This window comes from Flavobacterium salilacus subsp. salilacus, assembly GCF_004634195.1.
GTDB lineage: Bacteria > Bacteroidota > Bacteroidia > Flavobacteriales > Flavobacteriaceae > Flavobacterium > Flavobacterium salilacus.
In genome coordinates this window covers 572,099-591,478 of record NZ_SKBP01000001.1, presented here as the reverse complement: position 1 = coordinate 591,478, position 19,380 = coordinate 572,099, and the positions used below count along the sequence as shown (strand labels likewise).

21 protein-coding genes are annotated in these 19,380 nt (G+C 39.8%); 3 read left to right on the top strand and 18 right to left on the bottom strand.

Going from position 1 to position 19,380, the window contains the following annotated elements; genetic code table 11:
- Nucleotides 1–18 precede the first annotated feature (18 nt).
- The 18 genes from E0W68_RS02865 to E0W68_RS02780 form a co-directional block, all read right to left on the bottom strand.
- Nucleotides 19–465 carry a KTSC domain-containing protein gene (locus E0W68_RS02865; RefSeq protein WP_135217890.1) on the bottom strand — a complete coding sequence of 149 codons (447 nt, stop codon included), beginning with the start codon at nucleotides 463–465 and terminating at the stop codon, nucleotides 19–21.
- A 114-nt stretch (nucleotides 466–579) separates the two neighbouring features.
- Nucleotides 580–1,980 (bottom strand): NADH-quinone oxidoreductase subunit N, encoded by a 1,401-nt coding sequence (locus E0W68_RS02860; protein ID WP_135217889.1) that lies wholly within the window; start codon nucleotides 1,978–1,980, stop codon nucleotides 580–582.
- Nucleotides 1,981–1,991: 11 nt separating this feature from the next.
- Complete coding sequence (locus E0W68_RS02855) at nucleotides 1,992–3,434, bottom strand: complex I subunit 4 family protein (RefSeq protein WP_135217888.1); 1,443 nt, start codon at nucleotides 3,432–3,434, stop codon at nucleotides 1,992–1,994.
- 10 nt (nucleotides 3,435–3,444) lie between these two features.
- Nucleotides 3,445–5,337 carry an NADH-quinone oxidoreductase subunit L gene (nuoL, locus tag E0W68_RS02850; protein ID WP_135217887.1) on the bottom strand — a complete coding sequence of 631 codons (1,893 nt, stop codon included), beginning with the start codon at nucleotides 5,335–5,337 and terminating at the stop codon, nucleotides 3,445–3,447.
- Between the two features lie 6 nt (nucleotides 5,338–5,343).
- Complete coding sequence (gene nuoK / locus E0W68_RS02845; RefSeq protein ID WP_135217886.1) at nucleotides 5,344–5,664, bottom strand: NADH-quinone oxidoreductase subunit NuoK; 321 nt, start codon at nucleotides 5,662–5,664, stop codon at nucleotides 5,344–5,346.
- A 1-nt stretch (nucleotide 5,665) separates the two neighbouring features.
- Entirely contained in the window at nucleotides 5,666–6,172 is a 507-nt protein-coding gene (locus E0W68_RS02840; RefSeq protein WP_135217885.1) for an NADH-quinone oxidoreductase subunit J family protein, read from the bottom strand.
- A 1-nt stretch (nucleotide 6,173) separates the two neighbouring features.
- On the bottom strand, nucleotides 6,174–6,719 hold the full coding sequence (locus E0W68_RS02835) for a NuoI/complex I 23 kDa subunit family protein (RefSeq protein ID WP_162845789.1): 546 nt from the start codon (nucleotides 6,717–6,719) through the stop codon (nucleotides 6,174–6,176).
- Between the two features lie 59 nt (nucleotides 6,720–6,778).
- The gene (gene nuoH, locus E0W68_RS02830; RefSeq protein WP_135217883.1) at nucleotides 6,779–7,810 is read right to left on the bottom strand and encodes an NADH-quinone oxidoreductase subunit NuoH; all 1,032 of its coding nucleotides are present in this window, start codon (nucleotides 7,808–7,810) and stop codon (nucleotides 6,779–6,781) included.
- Nucleotides 7,811–7,813: 3 nt separating this feature from the next.
- Nucleotides 7,814–8,857, bottom strand: coding sequence for a 2Fe-2S iron-sulfur cluster-binding protein (locus E0W68_RS02825; RefSeq protein WP_135217882.1), 1,044 nt, complete (start codon nucleotides 8,855–8,857; stop codon nucleotides 7,814–7,816).
- A 64-nt stretch (nucleotides 8,858–8,921) separates the two neighbouring features.
- Complete coding sequence (gene nuoF, locus E0W68_RS02820; RefSeq protein WP_135217881.1) at nucleotides 8,922–10,289, bottom strand: NADH-quinone oxidoreductase subunit NuoF; 1,368 nt, start codon at nucleotides 10,287–10,289, stop codon at nucleotides 8,922–8,924.
- A gap of 2 nt (nucleotides 10,290–10,291) precedes the next feature.
- Nucleotides 10,292–10,837, bottom strand: a complete 546-nt coding sequence (locus tag E0W68_RS02815) for an NADH-quinone oxidoreductase subunit NuoE family protein (protein WP_135217880.1) — start codon at nucleotides 10,835–10,837, stop codon at nucleotides 10,292–10,294.
- Nucleotides 10,838–10,923: 86 nt separating this feature from the next.
- The gene (locus tag E0W68_RS02810) at nucleotides 10,924–12,159 is read right to left on the bottom strand and encodes an NADH-quinone oxidoreductase subunit D (protein ID WP_135217879.1); all 1,236 of its coding nucleotides are present in this window, start codon (nucleotides 12,157–12,159) and stop codon (nucleotides 10,924–10,926) included.
- Between the two features lie 28 nt (nucleotides 12,160–12,187).
- A complete protein-coding gene (locus E0W68_RS02805; RefSeq protein ID WP_135217878.1) occupies nucleotides 12,188–12,709 on the bottom strand; it encodes an NADH-quinone oxidoreductase subunit C in 522 nt (173 codons plus the stop codon).
- Nucleotides 12,710–12,716: 7 nt separating this feature from the next.
- Nucleotides 12,717–13,268 (bottom strand): NADH-quinone oxidoreductase subunit B, encoded by a 552-nt coding sequence (locus E0W68_RS02800; RefSeq protein WP_135217877.1) that lies wholly within the window; start codon nucleotides 13,266–13,268, stop codon nucleotides 12,717–12,719.
- A gap of 69 nt (nucleotides 13,269–13,337) precedes the next feature.
- The gene (locus E0W68_RS02795; RefSeq protein WP_135217876.1) at nucleotides 13,338–13,703 is read right to left on the bottom strand and encodes an NADH-quinone oxidoreductase subunit A; all 366 of its coding nucleotides are present in this window, start codon (nucleotides 13,701–13,703) and stop codon (nucleotides 13,338–13,340) included.
- Between the two features lie 298 nt (nucleotides 13,704–14,001).
- Nucleotides 14,002–14,196, bottom strand: a complete 195-nt coding sequence (locus E0W68_RS02790; RefSeq protein ID WP_135217875.1) for a cold-shock protein — start codon at nucleotides 14,194–14,196, stop codon at nucleotides 14,002–14,004.
- Between the two features lie 151 nt (nucleotides 14,197–14,347).
- Nucleotides 14,348–16,096, bottom strand: coding sequence for an aspartate--tRNA ligase (gene aspS / locus E0W68_RS02785; RefSeq protein ID WP_135217874.1), 1,749 nt, complete (start codon nucleotides 16,094–16,096; stop codon nucleotides 14,348–14,350).
- 77 nt (nucleotides 16,097–16,173) lie between these two features.
- A complete protein-coding gene (locus E0W68_RS02780; RefSeq protein ID WP_135217873.1) occupies nucleotides 16,174–16,734 on the bottom strand; it encodes a hypothetical protein in 561 nt (186 codons plus the stop codon).
- A gap of 105 nt (nucleotides 16,735–16,839) precedes the next feature.
- Here E0W68_RS02780 and E0W68_RS02775 point away from each other — a divergent pair, with 105 nt between their 5' ends.
- The 3 genes from E0W68_RS02775 (at nucleotide 16,840) to E0W68_RS02765 (ending at nucleotide 19,344) form a co-directional block, all read left to right on the top strand.
- Entirely contained in the window at nucleotides 16,840–17,829 is a 990-nt protein-coding gene (locus E0W68_RS02775) for a TlpA family protein disulfide reductase (protein ID WP_135217872.1), read from the top strand.
- Nucleotides 17,830–17,854: 25 nt separating this feature from the next.
- A complete protein-coding gene (locus E0W68_RS02770) occupies nucleotides 17,855–18,847 on the top strand; it encodes a TlpA family protein disulfide reductase (RefSeq protein ID WP_135217871.1) in 993 nt (330 codons plus the stop codon).
- Nucleotides 18,848–18,996: 149 nt separating this feature from the next.
- On the top strand, nucleotides 18,997–19,344 hold the full coding sequence (locus E0W68_RS02765; protein WP_135217870.1) for a toxin-antitoxin system YwqK family antitoxin: 348 nt from the start codon (nucleotides 18,997–18,999) through the stop codon (nucleotides 19,342–19,344).
- Nucleotides 19,345–19,380 lie beyond the last annotated feature (36 nt).

The following is a 19,380-nucleotide window of genomic DNA, read 5'->3' as shown; positions in this document are numbered from 1 at the left end:
TATTATATCGATGCGATATTACTCTCCCGCTACTATTTTAACCGCGCTACGGTACAGGTAGGTGCCATATATGTGCCTACGGGCAAAACGTGCCGGCGACTCTGCATTTACCATCTTGATGTATATGTTTTTGGGTACGCCAAAATATTCGTAGCAACTGCCATCTGTAAAATTAATGTACAGGGCTTGGTTTTCCATATAGAAATCCAATATCCCCGCTGTAGTTGTAGTCTTGGTATATTCCGCTTGGTTTTTCTCGGCAGTTTCAGGCGCAACACTCACCAAAAAATGGTAGGCTTCTATAATAGCCTTGCTTTTTTCTTCGGCAGCCAGTGTTTCTTCTTCAGTGGTACAGGTATCGGGGTGGCATTCTTTCATGCTGTTCCTGTAAATAGTCTTTAGCTCCTTTAGGGTGGCTGCTTTGGTAACGTCGAGTAACTTTCTGTACTCCACAATTTTTTTCATGTTCATGGTATTGCAAAATATAAAACCGCCCATTTTCATAGGCGGTTTGGCTTAGAAGGCGCAAAGATAGCGTATATTTTTCAGGTTTGCGCCTGTGTATCGTGAAAGATAATATTACTTTAATAATCCCAGTAAAGCATCAGGATAAAGCCCTATAGCAATAGTGAGTAATATGGACAGTACTGCTACTATGCCGTATGCCGCAGGTACTTTTTGTGTGTTTTCGGCAGCGTCTTTAGTGTACATGGCAAGTATCAGCTTAAAGTAGTAGCCCACACTTACTATAGAGTTGGCTACGGCTACTATTACAATGAGTACGTTGCCTGTTTTCAGCACTTCGCTAAACAGGAAGAACTTGGCAAAGAATCCTGACAGTATTGGGATACCTGCCATAGAGAGTAATGCTAAGGTTAGTGTAGCTGCCATGAGCGGGCTGGTTTTACCCAATCCGTTAAACTGGTATATATCTTCGTTTTCTTTATTGGCGGTAACATATAGTATTACGGCAAAGGCTGCAATACCCGCAAGGGCATAGGCTGCTGCGTAGTAGAAGAGTACGCCCGACATTGCCGGAGGGTTTAGCAGTACCATAAGCATAAAACCGGCATGCGATATACCCGAAAAAGCAAGCATACGCTTAACGTTGTTTTGTTTTAATGCCATAAAGTTACCCACCGTCATAGAGAGTATTGATACGGTTATAATGATGGCTACATAACTTGCCGATACTTCGTGGTTAAGGCTGCGCATTAGTTTAAAAAAGGCTGCCATAGAAGCTACTTTAGCCAGTGTACTCATGGTAGCAGTGTTTAACGCAGGCGAACCTTCGTACACATCGGGTGCCCACATGTGGAATGGTGCAGCAGCTATTTTAAAGAGTAATCCTATAGTAAGCATTACAATACCGATAAAGAACCAACCGGGCAGGTCGCCACTCAATATGGCACTATAAATAACAGCATTGTCAAACGAGCCTGTTGCACCATAAATTAGGGCTATACCAAACAGGATAATACCCGATGCAAAAGCTCCCATAAGGAAGTATTTCATACCTGCCTCGTTGCTTTTCAGGTTTTTCGGTTCGCTTGCAGCAAGTATATACAGTGATATCGATAAAACTTCGATACCTAAAAAGAACATGGCAAGATTACCAAACGATACCATAGCAATAGCTCCTGTGAGCAGGAATAATTTTATTGCGACAAAATCAGATAGTTTAGCTTTGTGTCCTTTGTGAAATTCGGGTGTCATTGCCACGAGGAATATGGTTAGTACTATAAACAGCCCTGTAAATGCCATACCGAAACTGTTGTTTACAATCATGTTGTTGTAAAAACCTTCGTTGCGCTCCATTATGGCGGTATTCAGACCAAGATCCATATATTCAGATACGTTAAGCCCCAGTATTGCCAATAGCCCGATGATGGTTACCGGAACAATGGCTTTCCTTAAATTGAAAATTTCAGCTATAAGGCATAAAATCCCTAATCCTGCAATAGCTATTAATGTATTCATTTTTTATGGGCTTAATTAATCTGGTTAATGTGTAATAATACCTTTTGTAGGTCTGGTGTGATAAAATCAGCAATCGGGCTCGGATATACTCCGAAAAACAGCAATACCCCAATGATAAGTGCAAATACAAAGCCTTCGCCAAATGTAACATCGGCAAATACTTTTGCACCTTTATCGCCAAGCATTACCTGCTGGAACATTCTCAGCATATAAAATGCACCGAGTATAATGGTAGTACCGCCAAGAACACCAAACCAGATATTGGTTTGCGCCAAACTGTACAGTACTTCAAATTCTCCTATAAAGTTAAAGGTTAACGGTAGTGCAACGGATGCCATAACCAATATCATAAACATGGATGCAAATTTTGGCGACTGTATTCTGATACCGCCCATATCTGCAATTTCTCCTGTGTTGTATCTGCGTGAGATAATTTCGGCAGCGTAGAATAAACCAACTACTACAAATCCGTGTGCTATCATTTGCAGGAAAGCACCGCGAAATCCGTCAATAGTAAGTGTATATGCCCCTGCAGCAATAAGCCCAACGTGTGCTAATGATGAGTAGGCTAATAGTTTTTTAAGGTCAGTTTGTTTTAACGCAAGTATAGAACCGTATATAACGCCTGCAATACACAGGGCTATAAAGATGTACTTGTATTGTGCTGCTGCCTGTGGTGCTATGGGCAGTTGCCATCTCACGATGCTGTATAATGCCATTTTCAGCATAATACCCGATAATAACATAGTACCTACGGCAGGAGCTTTTTGATATACGTTAGCCTGCCATGTGTGGAAGGGTATAATAGGAATTTTGATAGCATAGGCTAAAAAGAATCCAAGGAATATCCAAAACTGCTCTTTTTCCGTAAGATGTGCATTATATAAATGTGTGTTAAGGAAACTTCCTGTTTTGGTATATAAATATATAAACGAAACCAACATAAACAGCGAGCCGGCAAACGTGTAGATAAAGAATTTTACTACTGCTTTTTTTCTGCTTTCGGCATCACCGCTACCCCATATAAGGGCTATAAAGTATATTGGTATTAATGATAATTCCCAGAAGATATAATATACTAAACCGTCTGTGCTTAAAAAAGTCCCTACCATGGCAAACGCCATAAATAGTATAAGTGCATAGAACGATTTTGTTTTGGGGAACATATTCCCAAAAGATGTCAATACAATTATTGGTGTAAGCACTGTGGTAAGCGCTGTCATAGCCAGCGACAGGCTATCGGCTTGAAAGTGCAACAGAATACGAGGTTTGCTTATCCAGGTATGAAAATAGCTTACTTTTTCGCCTATATTATAACGATATATCACATAAAGAGTAGCTGCAAACGCTGCGGTGCTGAATAGTAAGGCGGCTTTAGAAGCCCATTTATCGCCCACAAAGTAAGTAGCAACTGCTCCGAATAATAGAATAATGAGTATAAATGATACGTCCATCAGGTATGAATTATTTTAAAAAGATATAAGCTATTATAGAGCATACGCTCAATACAAATACAAACAGATATAAACCGATGCTTCCGTTTTGTACGGTTCTTCCTTGTGCACCTATTGCGTTGGCAACTTTACCAAGCCCGAATATAAAGCCTGAAAGTGCCACTTCAGTAACATTTTTAAAGAAAGCACCCAGTGCATATATGGGTTTTACAACAATTGCGGTATAAATTTCATCTACATAGAATTTATTATATACTACTTTGGCAAAACCTGTTATTTCGTTATCCGGCACCGGTACAAATCCTTGTTTTATGTATTTGGCATACGCCAACCCAATACCTACAAGTGCACCTACTACTGCAACGCCCATCAGCATATACTCGGTAGTACCTAATGCATGGTGTTCTGCCGGATGGCTGATGATTGGCGCAAGATACTCGTTTAGCCAGCTACTGCCCGGCAGGCTTATAGCACCACCTACTAAAGCAAGTACAGCAAGTACTACAAGCGGGAAAGTGATAAGCGAAGGCGATTCGTGCAGGTGGTGTTTCTGTTCTTCTGTTCCTCTGAAACCTTTAAAGAAAGTAAGGTACAATAAGCGGAACATATAAAATGCTGTCATTATAGAGGCAACCGACCCAATAACCCATAAGGGTTTGTTATGGTGGAAAGCCGTCATTAATATTTCGTCTTTAGAGAAGAAACCTGAGAATGGCGGTAAACCTGATATGGCAAGTGTAGCAATAAGGAATGTAATAAACGTAACCTTCATTACTTTGCGAAGACCACCCATATTACGCATATCCTGCTCGCCACTCATAGCGTGAATAACCGAACCTGAACCTAAGAACAGACAGGCTTTAAAGAAAGCGTGCGTTATTACGTGGAAAACAGCTATTTCATAGGCACCCAAACCAAGCGCAAGGAACATAAGCCCCAATTGCGATACGGTAGAGTAGGCAAGTACTTTTTTAATATCATTTTGCATCAGCCCGATAGAGGCAGCAATTAATGAAGTAACAGCACCTACTATGGCAATTATATTTTGAACATCCGGTGTAAGATCAAAAACAAAATTCATTCGGGTAATCATAAAAATACCTGCGGTAACCATCGTGGCAGCGTGTATTAATGCCGAAACCGGTGTTGGTCCTGCCATTGCATCCGGTAACCATGTGTATAGCGGTATTTGTGCACTTTTACCACACGCACCTATAAAAAGGCATAGTGTAGCAACGCCAAGCCAAGTCATATTGTTTATGTCGTTTACATCAAAACTTCCTGAAACTATTGCATTCTGAATATCGATATAATCTACGCTATGGAAAAGATATCCTATGATGAAAATCCCGATAAGGAAACCAAGGTCACCAATACGGTTCATGATGAAAGCCTTTTTAGCAGCATCGTTAAAGTCCTGATTTTTATACCAAAACCCAATAAGCAGGTAAGAGCAAAGCCCAACGCCTTCCCATCCGATGAACATAATGAGCAGGTTACTACCCATTACCAGCGTAATCATAAAGAAGATAAACAGGTTTAGGTAAGCAAAGAATTTATGGATATTCTCATCATCATGCATATAGCTGATAGAATATACGTGAATAAGTGTACCAATACCGGTAACAAACATTAACCACAGTAAGGATAATTGGTCAAGCTGAAAAGCAAAGTTAACATCAAAGTTAGCCAGCGTCATCCATTTAAACAGGTTAACCATTACAGGTTCTTTGGTACTGCTTACCTGCATAAAGAAAAACAGCGTAACAGCAAAAGATACCGCTACAGCTATAGTGCCTAATGTGCCTGATAAGTTTCTGCTCAGTTTTTTCCCTGCAAAAATGTTAAGTAAAAACCCTGCTAAGGGGGCTAATAGTAATAGTAAAGCCAAATTAGTCTCCATTAGGCGTTATCCTTTTAAATTCTTTAAATTATCAATATCAATATTCTTGATGTTCCTGTACACGGCTACCAGTATGGCAAGCCCAACGGCTACTTCTGCTGCGGCTACTGCCATAGAGAAGAATACAAATACCTGTCCTGCGGCATCCTGATGGTAGGTAGAAAAAGCTACCAAAAGCAGGTTTACAGCATTAAGCATAATCTCGATTGACATGAACATTACAATGGCATTCCTTCTGTACAGTACCCCGAATACCCCTACACAAAAAAGCAATGTGGAAAGATAAATGTAGTTTTCGATACCTATCTGTTGTAAAATATTTTCCATATTAGTCGTTAATGTGTTCTTTTTTAGATAATAATACCGCACCTATCATCGATACCAAAAGCAGTACGGAAGCAAACTCAAACGGAACCATGTAATCGTTAAGCAATACTTGTCCTAATACTTCAATAGATTGGTAATCTTCACCCGAATTTCTATATTCTATTATTGCAGGCTGTGCTTTTATAAAGGCAGCCAGTAATACAAAAGCGATAAGGCAAAAAGAAATGGTTGCGGCAATACGGGTGAGTATTGATTTGTGTTGTTCATCCTCCTTATTGAGGTTCATGAGCATTATGGTAAAGAGCATCAATATCATGATAGCTCCTGAATATACTATGATGTGTACTATTGCTAGGAATTGCGCATTGAACATGAGGTAATGCCCTGCAATAGAGAAGAAACAAAGCACAAGATATATAGCACTGTGTATAGGATTTTTACTAAAAATGGTTAAAAACGCAGTGGCTAAAGTAATTGCCGATAAGATATAAAATAATGTTGTTATCATATTAGTTTGCCGCGTTAGTAGGTGTGTTCTTAATAGCCATTTCAAGAGGCATAACCAGTTTGTCTTTTCCGTAAATGAAATCTTCCCTGTTTGTAGCTGATTTTACCATAACCCTCGATTTGGTAAGGTAAATAGCTTCTTTAGGGCAAGCTTCTTCACAAAGTCCGCAAAAAATACAACGAAGCATATTTATTTCATATATCGACGCATATTTTTCTTCTCTGTACAAGTGCTTTTCTTCCGGTTTTCTTTCTTCGGCTTTCATAGTGATAGCTTCCGCAGGGCATGATAATGCACAAAGCCCGCAAGCCGTGCAACGCTCCCTGCCCTGATCATCACGCATCAGCATGTGCTGCCCTCTGTACACGGGGCTAAGCTCTCTGGTTTGCTCCGGGTATTTAATTGTTACCTTTCTGGTAAACAAGTGCTTTATGGTGATCATCAATCCTTTAAATATCGCCACAAGGTAAAGGCTTTCCATAAAAGTCATCTTTTTATTGGAAACCTCCTTTTTTCTTCCCGATAATGATATGGTTTCTATTGACATTTTTATTTTTATTAACCTGTTTATTACACAGGTAGTTGTAATTCAGTTTTATCTTCAGGCTATTCCGTTAGTAATATAATAACACCTGTAATGATGATGTTTGCTATAGATAAGGGTATCAATACTTTCCATCCTAAGCGCATCAACTGGTCATAGCGGAATCTTGGCACCGTCCATCGTACCCACATATAAAAGAATATGAAGAAACACAGTTTTGCAAACAAGGCAAGCATACCTATTACATTGGCAATGTTAACGCCTACATTTTCTTCCATCCAGTTCATACCCGGATAATTGTATGCGCCAAAATAAAGCACCGCAAGGATGGTTGACGATATGAACATACTCGCATATTCTGCAAACAGGTAAAAGCCCATTTTCATAGAAGAATATTCGGTATGGTAACCACCAATAAGCTCTGCCTCACATTCCGCAAGGTCAAACGGTGTACGATTCGTTTCAGCAAAGGAACATACCAGGAAAATAAGGAAACCTACAGGTTGGTAAAACACATTCCAGTTCATCCCTTCCTGTCCGGCAGCAATTTCGCGAAGGCTAAGTGTTCCCGTCATCATGATAAGCGCAATGATAGAAAGACCCATTGCCACTTCATACGATATCATTTGTGATGCTGCACGCATGGCACTCATCAAGGAAAATTTATTATTAGAAGCCCATCCGCCTATCATGATACCATATACACCTACCGACAGTACTCCGAATACATAAAGTATTGCTACATCAATATCAGTAGCCTGTAGTATAATATCGCGACCAAAAAGGTGTAGTTTGTCACCCCACGGGATAACAGCACTCGTCATTAAGGCGGCACTCATTGATACGGCAGGTCCTACAAAAAATAAGAATTTATTTTCGGTATTCGGCACAAATTCCTCTTTAGCGAAAAGTTTTAAACCATCGGCAAGCGGTTGAAATATACCGCCTTTACCCGCACGGTTAGGACCTATACGGTCTTGCAGCCAGGCTGCAATTTTTCTCTCGGCAAGCGTAGAGTACATCGCCATTAGCATGGTAAGGGCAAATACTGCAATAATAATAACGCTCTTCTCTATGATGATAGCTTCGTTCATAATCTATACGTTACCTTCTTTAAGTTTTTTCTTTCCTTGTTCCGTAAGTGGTACATCAGGCATACTTATTTTATTTCTGTCCTGATCCCTGCCTAAAAGAATATTCTTTTCAGTTTTAATAGTCACTTTCTCCAGTTTTCGGGTATAATTATTTTGGTTGATAACCGAATCTTTTTCAAACTTACGCGGTCCTTCAATTACCCAGTCAGCAGGATTTTTATGTTCAAAACGGCATTCGTTACAAATGAAATCCTCTACTTCATGGTATTCATCTTTACGGGCAGTAACTCTTTGTATTTCATCGCCAAACATCCATAGTGTGGTTTTTCCGCAACATTTATCGCAATCTCTGTGTGCATTAAACGGTTTGTTAAACCAAACTCTTTGCTTAAAGCGGAATGTTTTATCCGTAAGCGCACCCACAGGGCATACATCAATCATGTTTCCTGAAAACTCATTATCAATAGCTTTAGAAATGCAAGTAGATATTTGCGAGTGGTCGCCTCGGTTCATCACACCATGTACCCTGTTGTCTGTAAGTTGGTCGGCAACCATTACACAACGGTAACACAGTATGCAACGGTTCATGTGCAATTGTATCTTGTCACCTATATTTTCAGGCTCAAAAGTTCTTTTTTCTTCAATAAAACGTGTTTTGCCTGTACCATGCTTAAAGCTAAGGTTTTGCAGGTCGCACTCACCGGCTTGGTCACACACAGGGCAATCTAACGGGTGGTTGATAAGCAAAAACTCGGTAACCGATTTTCTTGCATCCAATACCCTTTGCGAAGAGATACTGTTCACCTCCATACCGTCCATAACCCCTGTTACGCATGATGCCATAAGTTTAGGCATCGGTCGCGGGTCAGCTTCACTACCTTTAGAAACCTCTACAAGGCAGCAACGGCATTTGCCCCCGCTTCCTTTCAGTTTCGAATAATAGCACATTGCGGGCGGAACAGATTCGCCGCCTATCATACGAGCTGCCTGCAGGATGGTTGTCCCCGGTTCTACTTCTATACTCTGACCGTCTATTGTTACTTTCATTTCTTTATCTGTTTGAAAGTGGAAAAGCTCGGGGCTTTAAGACTTTCGACTTTAAACTTTTGACTTAAATCTCTTGTTTCGCTACTAAATGCTTAACCTTCTCAAAAGGTTCGGCTACAAAGTGGTCGCGATTTTTAATTCTCTCAGGGAAACGAATGTGATATTCAAACTCATCACGGAAATGACGAATTGCTGCTGCCACCGGCCATGCTGCCGCATCGCCAAGCGGGCATATGGTGTTACCCTCTATTTTACTTTGTATATCCCACAGCAGGTCAATATCTTCTTCGCGTCCGTGTCCTGTTTCTATACGGTGCAGTACACCTTCCAGCCAACCCGTACCCTCGCGACATGGCGAGCACTGTCCGCAGCTTTCATGGTGGTAAAAACGGCTGAAATTCCATGTGTTTCTAACAATACAAGCGGTATCATTATATACTATGAAACCTCCTGAACCTAACATAGATCCTGTGGCAAAGCCACCTTCACTAAGCGATTCATAGGTCATTAGCCTGTCACCCCCTTCAGCATTTTTGTAAATGAGGTGTGCCGGTAATATGGGCACCGATGAACCTCCCGGCACTAAAGCCTTCAAAGGTCTGTCATCCATCATTCCGCCTAAGTATTCGTCAGAGTTCATAAACTCATCCACACTTAAGCCTAAATCTATTTCGTACACTCCGGGGTTTTTGATATGTCCGGAAGCTGATATTAATTTTGTTCCTGTAGAGCGACCAACACCTATTTTGGCATATTCTTCGCCACTATTGTTCACAATCCATGGCACTGCTGCGATAGATTCTACATTGTTTACCACAGTAGGCTCTTGCCATAAACCTTTAACCGCAGGGAAAGGTGGTTTTATTCTTGGGTTACCTCTTTTACCTTCTAGAGATTCTATAAGTGCAGTTTCCTCACCACAAATGTAAGCTCCTGCACCACAGTGTACGTAAAGGTCAAGATCAAACCCTGAACCTAATATATTTTTACCCAGCCACCCGGCTGCGTAGGCTTCTTTAATAGCGTTTTCCAGTATGCGGTACACCCACATATATTCGCCACGAATGTATATGTAGGATAGATTTGCACCTAAAGCATAGCTCGATGTTATCATTCCCTCAATTAAAAGGTGGGGAATGTACTCCATAAGGTAGCGGTCTTTAAACGTACCCGGTTCCGACTCATCGGCATTACAAACCAAGTGTCTTGGGTTGCCTGATTTTTTATCGATGAAACTCCATTTTAATCCAGTAGGGAAACCTGCCCCTCCACGACCTCTTAGTCCTGAGGTTTTCACTTCTTCCACCACTTCATCGGGGGTCATGCTTTTTATAGCCTTTTCCACAGAAGTATAACCGCCCATTTTGCGATACACTTCATAGGTTTTTATCCCCGGCACATTTGCGTGTTCTAATAATATCTTTCTTCCCATTGTTACTCAGTATAATGGTCTTGTTTGTGTAAATCTATTTTACCTGCTTTGCATTCTTCAATAAGCGCATCCATTTTTTCTTTGGTAAGGTGCTCTTTATAATAGTCGCCTATTTGTAGCATTGGCGCATAACCGCAGGCACCAAGGCACTCTACACCTACTACGGTAAACATGCCGTCAGGGGTGGTTTCGCCTTCCTTAATGCCCAGCTTTTGGCAGGTATAATCCATCAGGTCTTCCGCACCACGTATGGCGCAACATGATGTTCTGCAAAATTCGAACATATATTTGCCTATTGGCTTTTGGTTGAACATGGTATAAAAAGTAACCACCTCATAAACCTCTACAGGTTTAATTTCCAGTATTTCGGCTACCTTATCCTGTAGTTCAATACTCAGCCAGTTATCGTGCGCATCCTGCACTTCGTGAAGTACGGGCAGCAATGCCGACTTTTTCTTATCGGCAGGGTAGTGGCTAAGCAATTCATTTATCCGAGCCATTAAGGCATCGGTAATGTTTATTTCCTGTTTTATATGCGCTATTTGCATTGTTCTATTTTAAATTTTGAATTATAAATTATAAATATTCACGTTGTGGAAATTTAAAATTTAAAATTTATCATTCATAATTCTTTTTAAGCATCCAGTTCGCCTGCAATAACATTGAGGCTTGATAATGTTGCAATCGCATCCGAAAGCATTTGACCTTTTATCATTTCGTTAAAGGCTTGGTAATATATAAAGCATGGTCTGCGGAAGTGCAGCCTGTATGGTGTTCGGCTTCCGTCGGTAATTAGATAAAAACCAAGTTCGCCGTTACCGCCCTCTACTGCATGATATACTTCTGTTACTGGTACCGGCACTTCGCCCATCACTATTTTAAAGTGATAGATGAGTGCTTCCATGTTATTGTAAACGTCTTCTTTTGGCGGTAGGTAGTAATCGGGCACATCCGCATGGAAAGGACCTTCTGGTAATTTATCCAATGCTTGACGGATTATTTTTAAACTTTCCCAAACTTCGGCATTACGCACACAGAACCTGTCATACGTATCACCTGATTGTCCTACGGGAACATCAAACTCGAAGTCTTCGTAGGAGCTGTAGGGTTTTGCCACACGCACATCATAATCGATACCTGCTGCCCGGAGGTTTGGTCCTGTAAAACCATAGCTCATAGCTTTTTCGGCAGATATTGGTCCTACACCTATGGTTCTGTCCATAAAAATACGGTTACGGCTAAGCAGGTTTTCAAACTGCTGCCATATGGCAGGAAATTCTTCTAAAAACTCATCTATTTTTTTGAATACTTCCGGACTCCAGTCTCTCTCAAAACCGCCTATACGCCCCATGTTTGTGGTAAGTCGTGCACCACAAATTCCTTCGTATATTTCGTATATTTTTTCTCTGTATTGAAATACGTATAAAAATCCTGTAAGCGCACCGGTATCAACACCCAGTACCGAGTTGCATATTATATGGTCGGCTATACGTGCCAACTCCATAATAATTACCCTTAAATATTGTACTCTTTTTGGTACTTCTATATCCAATGTTTTCTCTAAAGTCATCCACCATCCCATGTTGTTGATGGGGGAGGAGCAATAGTTCATCCTGTCAGTAAGCGGTGTTATTTGGTAAAAAGGTCTGTTTTCGGCGATTTTTTCAAATGCACGGTGAATGTACCCTACTGTACCTTCGCCATCCAGTACCCTTTCGCCATCCATTAGCAATATATTTTGAAATATACCGTGTGTAGCGGGGTGGGTGGGGCCTAAGTTGAGTATAGAAAGCTCACTGCCGTCTTCATTTTGCCTTTTGGCAATCATTTCGGCATAGCGTTGCTCCGGGGGTAATAACAGGTCTGACATTTATATTACAATTATTTCAGGTTCATTATTAGAAATTATCGGTTGTCCTTCCAAAAAAGCGATCATCCTTATCGGTTCTTCCGCCATCTTCCATAGGAAACTCTTTTCGCATCGGAAAGGATACCATTTCATCCATATTCAGGATACGCTTTAACTGCGGATGCCCTTTAAATATGATTCCGTAAAAATCATACGTTTCGCGCTCTTGCCAGTTGGCACTCAAAAACAGGTTGGTAACGGTATCAATTTCAGGATTATCTCCGCTAAGGAAACTTTTAAACCTGATGCGAACATTATCTACCCAGTTGTGCATGTGATAGACTACGGCAAACTGCCTGTCTTTTTCATTATCGGGATAATGTACTCCGCAAAGGTCAGTAAGGAAGTTAAAGCGCAACTCAGCGTCTTCTTTCAGAAAACGCATCACATCGTTCATGCTCTCGGGTGCAACTTCAAATGTAAAAATATCTTTTATTTGGTTAAACTGGGTAACGTTGTCGCCAAATTTATTTGTAAGCTTGTCTTGTATAACAGGTGTTTCTAAAGCCATATTGTCTTTATGAAATATTATAAGATGCTAATAATTCTTTGTATTCCGGTGAGCTTCTACGGCGTACCGATTCTGATTTTACCAGTTCCTGCAGTTGCATAATGCCATCCAGTATTTGTTCCGGTCTTGGCGGACAACCGGGCACATAAACATCTACGGGTATTACTTTATCTATTCCTTGAAGTACAGAGTATGTATCGAATACACCTCCTGATGAAGCACAAGCTCCAACGGCTATTACCCAACGCGGCTCGCTCATTTGCTCGTAAACCTGACGTAATATGGGTGCCATTTTTTTGGCTATTGTACCCATTACCAGCAGCATATCGGCCTGGCGGGGTGAGAAACTCATTCGCTCTGAACCAAAGCGTGCTACATCATAATGCGAACCCATGGTTGCCATAAACTCAATACCGCAGCATGAGGTGGCAAATGGTAACGGCCATAATGAGTTGGCACGTGCAAGTCCTACCACGGCGTCCAGCTTGGTGGCAAAAAATCCGTTTCCTTCTATTCCTTCAGGCGTATTAACTATTTGTATGTCTGATGTTTTGCTCATTATTCTTATTAATTTTGATTATCAAATAGTTAGGTGCAAAAAGCATACCTAAATACTGATATTATTTTATTATTCCCACTCCAGTCCTTTTTTCTTCATTACATAAAAGAACCCTACTACAAGCAAGAGCATAAAGATACCCATCTTTGCTAAGCCTTCAAAGCCCATAGCTCTAAAGTTTACCGCCCAGGGGTACATGAATATTACCTCTACGTCGAACAGTACAAATAATATGGCAACAAGAAAGTATTTTACAGAGAAGGGAATACGTGCATTACCAATAGATTCGATACCGCATTCAAAGTTTTTATCTTTATTTACAGAATGTCTTTTTGGGCCTAAAAAGTTTGAAACTGCAATAGTACCGGCTACAAAGCCAACAGCAAGTAAAAGCTGCATAATTATCGGGAAGTAATCTACCTGAGTAGTTTGCATAACACCTTAAATTTTAATAATAATTCACAAATATACACGTCAATTTTTAAACTAAATCAAGGTTTGCATTTAGTATTGAATTATTTGTTTTAATTTTTATTTAGAACGAATAAAAATAAAAACAAATCGTTTTTATATATTTATTAAATTATTATTAAGAGGTTTGTTTTGTTAAGTATTTGTTAATAATCGTTGTGATTAATTATGAATAATCGCTATATTTTCTTAAAACAAAAAGCCGCCCAAAAGGGCGGCTTTCAAATCTTCAAGAGGTAAGCGATAATATTTATATATTGTCTTAAATAGCTACTACCTGAGCAGCTACTTTACCTTTTCTTCCTTCTTCTTCTTCGTAGCTTACTTTGTCACCTTCACGAAGATCCTCCGTTTTGATTCCTGTAGCGTGTACAAAGATGTCTTTACCTGTTTCATCGTCTGTAATAAATCCATAACCTTTGGACTCATTGAAAAATTTAACTTTGCCTGTTCGCATTCTGTAATAAAAAAATAATTAATAATTGTCAAAGGTAAACTTTATTATGACACTGCAAAGAAATTATTAAAAAATTTACATAAATATAAATTGATTTACAGGTATTTGAATTTTTTCTAAATAAAATTTCTAAACTCAAAAAAAATTAAAATTATAAATTCAGTTTTATGTTCAGTTCGTTAAGCTGCGCATCATCTATAGCAGAAGGGGCATCAATCATCACATCGCGACCCGAGTTGTTTTTAGGGAAAGCAATAAAATCTCTTATGGTTTCCTGACCTCCTAAGATAGCTACAAGCCTGTCGAAACCAAAAGCAAGCCCGCCGTGTGGCGGTGCGCCATACTGAAATGCATCCATAAGGAAACCAAATTGTGCTTTGGCTTGTTCTTCGCTAAAACCTAAGTATTTAAACATAAGTTGCTGTGTAGCTTTATCATGTATTCTTATCGAACCACCGCCTATCTCGTTACCGTTCAGCACAAGGTCATACGCATTGGCTCTTACTTTTGCAGGGTCTGTTTCCAGTAGTGGCATATCTTCGGGTTTTGGCGAGGTAAACGGGTGGTGCATGGCGTGGAATCTTTCGGTTTCCTCATCCCACTCTAATAATGGGAAGTCCATAACCCAAAGCGGTGCAAATACTTCAGGATTTCTAAGTCCTAATCGTGTGGCAAGTTCCATACGCAGTGCGCTAAGGCGGGTACGGGTTTTGTGCGCATCACCGCTTAGTACCAGTATAAGGTCGCTCGGTTTTGCACCTGTAGCTTCTGCCCATTTTTTGAGATCTTCCTGATCATAAAATTTATCTACTGATGATTTAAAACTACCATCGGCTTCGCATTTTACATATACCATACCGCTTGCGCCTACTTGCGGGCGTTTTACCCAGTCGATAAGCGCATCTATTTCTTTGCGTGTGTAGGAGGCGCATCCCGGGGCAGCAATACCCACAACCAATTCGGAGTTGTTGAATACCCCAAAATCTTTATGCTGTGCTACTTCGTTCAGTTCGCCAAACTCCATCCCGAAACGTATATCCGGTTTGTCGTTACCATATTTTTTCATGGCTTCGTCATAGGTCATTCTTGGGAATGTTCCAGTTTCTATGCCTTTAAGCTCTTTTAGTAAATGGCTGGCAAGCCCTTCAAAAGTTTGTATAATATCTTCCTGCTCTACAAAAGCCATTTCGCAGTCTATTTGTGTAAACTCCGGTTGGCGGTCAGCACGTAAATCTTCATCACGGAAACATTTTACAATCTGGAAATATTTATCCATACCGCCCACCATTAGCAACTGTTTAAAGGTTTGGGGTGATTGTGGCAGGGCATAAAACTGTCCTTCGTTCATACGGCTTGGCACTACAAAATCGCGCGCACCTTCGGGAGTACTTTTTATCAATACAGGGGTTTCTACCTCTATAAAGCCTTGTTGAGACAGGTAGTTGCGTACTTCCATTGCTACTTTATGGCGAAACAGCAGGCTGTTTTTTACCGGATTACGACGGATGTCGAGGTAACGGTATTTCATACGGATGTCTTCACCGCCATCGGTTTCATCCTCAATAGTAAACGGCGGAGTAATTGAAGCATTAAGTATAGTAAGTGCTGTTACCAGTATTTCTATATCGCCGGTAGGCATATTCGGGTTTTTCGACTCGCGCTCTATAACAGTTCCTTTTACTTGTATTACAAACTCTCTGCCCAGTGTTTCGGCAAGCTTAAATACATCTTTGTTGGTACGCTCTTCGTCAAATATAAGTTGGGTAACACCGTAACGATCCCTAAGGTCTGCCCATATAAGAAAACCTTTGTTACGTGTTTTTTGTACCCATCCGGCTAAAGTTACTTCCTGGTTAATATTGTCGGCGGTTAGTTCGCCGCAATTATGGCTTCTGTACATTGTGTTCAATTTTAGAGTGCAAATTTAGCAACTATTACGTATTATGCTTACTTATGCATTTAAATATTTGTGCGGGCTTATTTTTTATGTTTGTCAATCTCTTTAAATGAATTTACCATAGCATCCATTATATTCTGATATTCTTCTTTCCTGCTGGCAAGCGTCCATGTCATTACCTGATAGTAGTTGTTTCTGCCTTCTATATAGGCAAGTTTCCAGTAGATATGAACACCCTCTATTTTACCTGTAAAATTTAAGATTTGCGAATTAAGTCCATTTATTTTTTCGGGTTGTAACACAGGGATGCTGTCAAAAGCTACTGACTCTTCCATACTGTCTGTCAGTAGGCTGGCATACCCGTTTATGTCAAGGGTATAATAATCCTCAAGTCCATTATCCGCAATTGTTTTTTCCAGTACTTCTTTAGGTTCGTCAAGCACTACTATATATACCTCTTTTACTAAGTTTTGGTATTGTAACGAAGCTTCTTTGTCAAGGTACTTTGCTTCGCTAAGGAAATCAGGGATTTCTATGGTATATAATTGTTTTACTCTTACGGTTTGGGTTTTTTCTTTACCTTGCCCGCAAGATAGCAGTGCCAGTGCACCAAGTAAGGTTATTAAAATGTTTTTCTTCATTGTATAATCTAAAAAAGGGTTTTGGTTAGTTATAGTCTTTTTTAACGGTTGCAAGTAAGTTAAAAAGTTTAAAAACTCTATTTTTACAGTTATTAAATTTGCGATATGAAAAATTTACTTATCATATTATTGCTTGCAGTTGGCAGTATTTATGCCCAAACGGACGAGTTTACGTTCTCTGCCGTAATACAAAACCCCAACAGCGATTCGCTGGTTATACGCTCCAAATCAATGCAGAAAGTTATTAAAGCTCATAAACAGGGGCACTTTAAAGAAGCTTTTCCCATAAATGCCGGTTTATATCAAATATATGATGGAAAAGAATATAGCGTGCTGTACCTGGATAACAGCTATAATCTTGCCATGACAGTAACCGGGGGCAAATTCCTTGAAACCTTACAGTTTACAGGTGAGGGGGCAGCCGAAAACAATTTTCTGACTAAAAAACTGCTTGCCGATAAAGAGTTCCGGAAAAGCCTTGATGATTTGCCTAACGAACCGGGAGCAGCCCAGAAAATAGTGGGAGAGCGGACAAAAGAGTTACGCTCGGCACTGGAGAATCCTGCAATAAACGAGACGTTTAAAAACCTTATGATAAATGTGCTTACCCAAGAGCAGAAGCAACTGGAAGCTATAGCAAAGCGGGCACAAGATGCTCAGAAAATGAAAGGTAAGCCATCGCCACTTTTTGCTTACGAAAATTATAATGGAGGTATTACCAACCTTAAGGACCTGAGGGGTAAATATGTGTATATAGATGTTTGGGCAACATGGTGTGGCCCTTGCCGTAAAGAGATACCTCATTTGCAGGAAATAGAAAAAAAATACCATGATAAGGACATAGTGTTTGTAAGCATCTCTGTAGATAAAGAAAAAGACCATGATAAATGGAAGAAATTTGTAGAAAAAGAAGCATTGGGCGGTGTACAGCTTATTGCCGATAAAGACTGGAAGTCGGACTTTATTGCTGCTTATGAAATTCACTCCATACCGCGTTTTTTACTGATAGATCCTAAGGGTAATGTAGTGCACTCTGATGCTGCCCGCCCCTCTGACCCTGCATTACAGGAATTACTTGACAAACTTTTAAAATAAACGATTTTTATACTATTTAATTCAAATGAAAAAAGCACTATGGTTATTGCTGGCTTGTACGGGTGTATATGCGCAATCGGAAATTCAGAACTTTAAAGGAGTAATTAAAAACAGCATGGCTGACTCTATAGTGGTTAAAAAGCAACCGGGAAGTTGGAACAAATCCTATGTTTTGAACAAGGGAGGAGAGTTTTCGGGCAAGCTGCAACAAGGTTTGGGTATGTTTACGCTGCATTATGGTGATAAGGAAATCAATATGTATTTGGGTAACGATTCAGACATTACCATTACTGCGAATGGTGATAATTTTATTGAAACAATTAAATATACCGGTAAGGGCGCTGATGAAAATAATTTTTTGGCAGATTATGCAAGGGGGAGGCAAACCTTAATGAAGAAATATGAGGATAGTGGCGAAAAAGAAGCTATAAGTAAAGATATAGATAAGCTTATTGCAGATTTTGAAGAAAGACTCAAGAGGAGTGAGTATAACTTTATGTTTAAGAACACTATAGGTTCTATTTTAAAATATTCTGAAAAGCAAATGCTGCCCATAGAAATCCGTAAACAATCCAATGCCAATAAGCTCGAAGACAAGCCTTCGCCTCAGTTTACCTATGAGAATCATAACGGAGGCACTACCGCTCTTAGCGACCTGAAAGGTAAATATGTGTATATAGATGTTTGGGCTACATGGTGCGCCCCGTGCCGTAAGGAAATACCGCATTTACAGGAATTGGAAGAAAAGTATAAAGACAAAAATATTGCTTTTGTAAGTATATCGATAGATAAGCAAAAGGATCACGAAAAATGGGAACAAATGGTAAAGGAGAATTCGTTGGGCGGAATACAGCTTATTGCGGATAAGGATTGGGAGTCGGATTTTATTCAGGCTTATGATGTAATATCAATACCAAGATTTATATTGATAGACCCTAAAGGCAATGTAGTAAAAGCTAATGCGCCAAGACCTTCTGAGCCTGCTATTACGGAGCTTCTGGATAATTTGCTGAAATAAAGCTGATTAGCCCGACATCTTTGTTTTGAGTTATTTCATAATAACCAAATAAATTTTAATGTTACTAAATTGTTACTAAATTGTATTTTTAATGTAAATTAATTTCATATCTTTGTAATAGGTTATTAAAAAACTAAACACGAATGGATATGAAAAAGATAATTATTGCAGCATTAATGCTGTCGGCTGGTATGCTATCAGCACAGGAAATAAAGCCAAAATATGAGATAGAAAGCCAAATGGTAAAAGCAACATATTATTACGACAATGGTAATATAAAACAACAAGGCTTTTATAAAGATGGTAAGCTGCACGGAAAATGGGTGGCTTTTAACGAAAATGGTACAAAACAATCTATAGGAGAATATGCTAATGGTGTAAAAACCGGAAAGTGGTTCTTTTGGAGTGATGCGACACTTAGTGAAGTAGATTACACTGACAGCAGGATTGCCGATATTAAAAGGTGGTCCAGAGAGGCTGTAGTAGTTAATAAATAATAGAATTTTCTTGTTATTTGAAAGGCTGTAATTTTT